The sequence below is a fragment of the Vibrio ordalii ATCC 33509 genome (assembly GCA_000257205.1).
GTDB classification, from domain to species: domain Bacteria; phylum Pseudomonadota; class Gammaproteobacteria; order Enterobacterales; family Vibrionaceae; genus Vibrio; species Vibrio ordalii.
The window spans coordinates 1-3,400 of sequence record AEZC01000228.1 but is presented as its reverse complement, the minus strand read 5'-3'; the positions used below and the strand labels follow the sequence as shown (position 1 = coordinate 3,400).

2 protein-coding genes and 2 pseudogenes are annotated in these 3,400 nt (G+C 41.9%); 1 reads left to right on the top strand and 3 read right to left on the bottom strand.

Annotation, left to right across the window (positions count from 1 at the left end; genetic code table 11):
• Positions 1–16 precede the first annotated feature (16 nt).
• Positions 17–256: pseudogene (locus VOR_RS18570) on the top strand (DNA ligase); the annotation flags it as partial.
• Between the two features lie 78 nt (positions 257–334).
• Here the strand turns inward: VOR_RS18570 and VOR_RS0115080 are convergent.
• The 3 genes and pseudogenes from VOR_RS0115080 to VOR_RS18035 form a co-directional block, all read right to left on the bottom strand.
• Complete coding sequence (locus VOR_RS0115080; protein WP_010320527.1) at positions 335–1,705, bottom strand: MATE family efflux transporter; 1,371 nt, start codon at positions 1,703–1,705, stop codon at positions 335–337.
• 252 nt (positions 1,706–1,957) lie between these two features.
• Positions 1,958–2,161, bottom strand: a complete 204-nt coding sequence (locus VOR_RS0115075; RefSeq protein ID WP_010320526.1) for a CPXCG motif-containing cysteine-rich protein — start codon at positions 2,159–2,161, stop codon at positions 1,958–1,960.
• Between the two features lie 157 nt (positions 2,162–2,318).
• A pseudogene (locus tag VOR_RS18035) lies at positions 2,319–3,187 on the bottom strand (fructosamine kinase family protein).
• Positions 3,188–3,400: the final 213 nt, after the last annotated feature.

The following is a 3,400-nucleotide window of genomic DNA, read 5'->3' as shown; positions in this document are numbered from 1 at the left end:
TTTATGATGCGCTTACGATGCTGAAGCTACGGTCATTGGTTATAAACTGGGTTCTGGCAAGTACCAAGGTATGATGGGATCAGTGCTAGTGCGCTTAGAAAACGGTATTGAGTTCTATATCGGCAGCGGTTTTTCTGATGAGATCAGAAATAATCCGCCAAAGATCGGATCCATTATTACTTTTCGTTTTAATGATCTCACTGCCGAAGGGAAACCAAGATTTGCACGTTTTATGAGAGAAAGGCCAGCAATATAAATAAGGCCAGACAATGTCTGACCTTATTATTGCATCGCAACGCCTTTTCGCCACGTTGAAATTCAGAGAATCAAGCCGTTATTTCGATGCAAAATCGAGTTGCACGCTATCGGCTTGTTGATGCATCCAGTGTAAGCGGATACCCAGCATCAAAGCAGCAGAAGATAAGCCAACGATAAATCCTATCCAGAACCCACTGGCACCCATAGGTTCGACAATGAAATCAGTCATTGCTAATACATAGCCCGTTGGCAGGCCAATCATCCAATAAGCAATGAAGGTACGATTAAAAATAGCCGTCATGTCTTTATAACCACGTAGCGCTCCTGCTGCAACGACTTGAATCGCATCCATACATTGATAAATAGCCGCAAAAATAAGCAACTGCATCGCCATGGCTACAACCGCTTGGTTTTCCGTATAAAGCAAAGCCACATATTCACGAAATAGAACCGTTAACGTCGCCGTGATAATTGCAGTAGATAAACCGACTAGCAAACCAACCTGCGAAGCGATGGTTGCCCCTTCAATATTTTTCTCGCCCAGCTTATGGCCAACACGGATGCTCACTGCCGCGCCGATACTCATCGGTAACATAAAAATTAATGATGAGAAATTCAAAGCGACTTGATGAGCCGCCACCACCAATGAACCGAGTGGAGCGACCAACAATGCGACCACAGCAAATAGAGTAACTTCAAAAAATATCGCTGCCGCCACAGGAAAACCAAGCCTGAATAAGCGAATTTGCGCTTTCAATTGTGGTTTATGGAATTCACCAAAGATATTAATGTGCGCCATGCGCTTAGAAGTGACGACATAAAACAGCAGCATAAAAAACATCAACCAATAGACAATTGCCGTCGCCACACCACAACCCACACCGCCTAGCTCTGGTGCGCCAAATTTTCCGTATACGAAAATCCAGTTGAGTGGAATGTTAACTAATAAGCCCGCGAAACCAATCACCATAGCGGGTTTCGTCAGTGAGATACCATCCGTGAAACTACGCAAGGCTTGAAATAGTAAATAAGAAGGTACGGCAAACATCACGGCGTACATGTACCCGTTAGTTTTTTCAGCCATCAGCGGCTCAATATCCATCCACCCCAAAATCCATTGAGTTTGAAAAAGGACACCAATAATGGGGATAGACACAAACAACGCTAGCGCTGCGCCTTGTTGGATTTCAAAAGGAATTTTCTTTTGCCGCCCTGATCCATTGAGTTGCGCCACAACGGGAACTAATGCCATTAATAACCCAACACCAAATAGAATCGAAGGTAACCAAATACTTGCTGCGATCGATACCGCAGCCATATCAATCGCACTCACACCACCTGCCATGACAGTATCTACAAAGCCCATTCCAGTTTGAGCAATAGAGGCAATCAACACAGGTGTTGCCAATTTGATTAAATTTGAAGCTTCTTGTTTATAACGATGCACAAATATCTCCAGAGGAAGGACAAGCAAAAATAGCGACCAATAATCAACTTATCGCGTAGGCATGGATGATAAAGAAATGTGTCACTAAGCTCCATGAAAAACTGATGAAATTACCTAATGTTTATTGGGAAGGTTGTTCGTCGCGCTGTATGTGGTGAAATCTATTTCAGACAAAGCTTGATTAGGCTAGATAGGGGGGCTTGGCGTGTTGCACGTAACCATTAAGAAGAGCGCTTGCCAAGCGCTCACTTTTTAAAAGATTTGTTCATCATCGGCATCAACAAACAACTCTATTTTGTCTAAACGTTCATCGACCATCATATTGAGATGAATCGCATGGCAACAGGCGGGGCAATCATCATAAAACTCTTGGCTACCATTTGATGCATCTAGGGTGATCCTAATGGAATGACCGCAGTGAGGGCAGTTGACCATTCTTTCCGTGTAATTTTTCATATCTCTTTCCTTACATCCTTGGAGATATATTAATACTAAGTCGCTAAGTTCCTTTAAGCGGAAAATTAAGTTCAAACTTTGAATTAGCCCATAAAACAACAAAATAGCCATTCATTGATGATCTTTTGTTATCTGTACCGATCGGTTGTTTACACCGTTAAAAAGAGAGAATTTTCTTGATCAAACTTTCCGCTTCGACCAGATAGTGGCCGCCGAATTGATTGTAATGGTTCAGTACATGGTAGAGGTTGTAGATATTCTTGCGCTCTACATAGTCCAAACTCAAAGGTGAAACGCTCTCATAGCCTTGGTAAAACTCAGGTTGAAAACCTTCAAATAACTCTGTCATTGCGATATCGCATTCACGATCACCCCAATAACAAGCAGGATCGTAGCAAATTGGACCAAATACAGAGTTTGCCACATATTTCCGTGCCACAAATCTCCATGCAGCAGAGATGGGCGAGGGCTGTGGTTAGCTAAGCGAGATTGGACAACATCGACCAACTCGCTGATATTGAATAGCTCAATTCCTTTTTCACGCAACAATTGCAATTGCCAGCCGATACGTTGTTCTGCAAAAAAATGACACCATTTTTTGTCCCACGGATTTGGCTGCAAAGTGGAACCAATATAATTGTCTGTATCAAACCCATACTCTTTTTGTTCTCCCCATTGATGTAGTTTTGCCAGTTGTACACCAAATTCATAGCTGTTCGTTGCGTTATCAAGAGGTTTGGTTGGTAGATAGTTTAAAACAATGAAAGCATCATTTTTACTGGTTCCAATCATCACTAATTCAGGAACCTGTACTGTTGACGTTTCACGAAGCGAGCGTAGGTTTTCACCTTCAATCTCAAACTTAGCTAAGAAGTCTCGTGTGTTCACTTTAACAAAATAGCGTTGCTCGCCATCGCTGATCATGTAGCAATCACTAATGTCACCACCGCTGATTTTTTCTTTTTCAACAGGGTTAAATTCAAACATCAGGGTATCGGATAACTGCTGAATGAGTGTTTGCCACATAACGACCTCTGCCTTGATTTACTTAATAATTCGTAGTTTAGGTCATGGTTACGAATATTTCAGAAATGCGCGGCACATAATTTAGCCACTTTCCTCTTGAGGGAGTATCAATGATCATAAATGTGATTAAGTGCAAGAATTTACGGAAGTGAATACAGAAATAGTATTAAAAATAACGCTATATTTTCCCTAAATTGATCTTGCTTAGGTGCT

Bases quoted from the DNA above. Each gene is read 5' to 3' on its own strand.
- VOR_RS0115075 (WP_010320526.1), bottom strand. From the start codon at position 2,161: ATGAAAAATTACACGGAAAGAATGGTCAACTGCCCTCACTGCGGTCAT.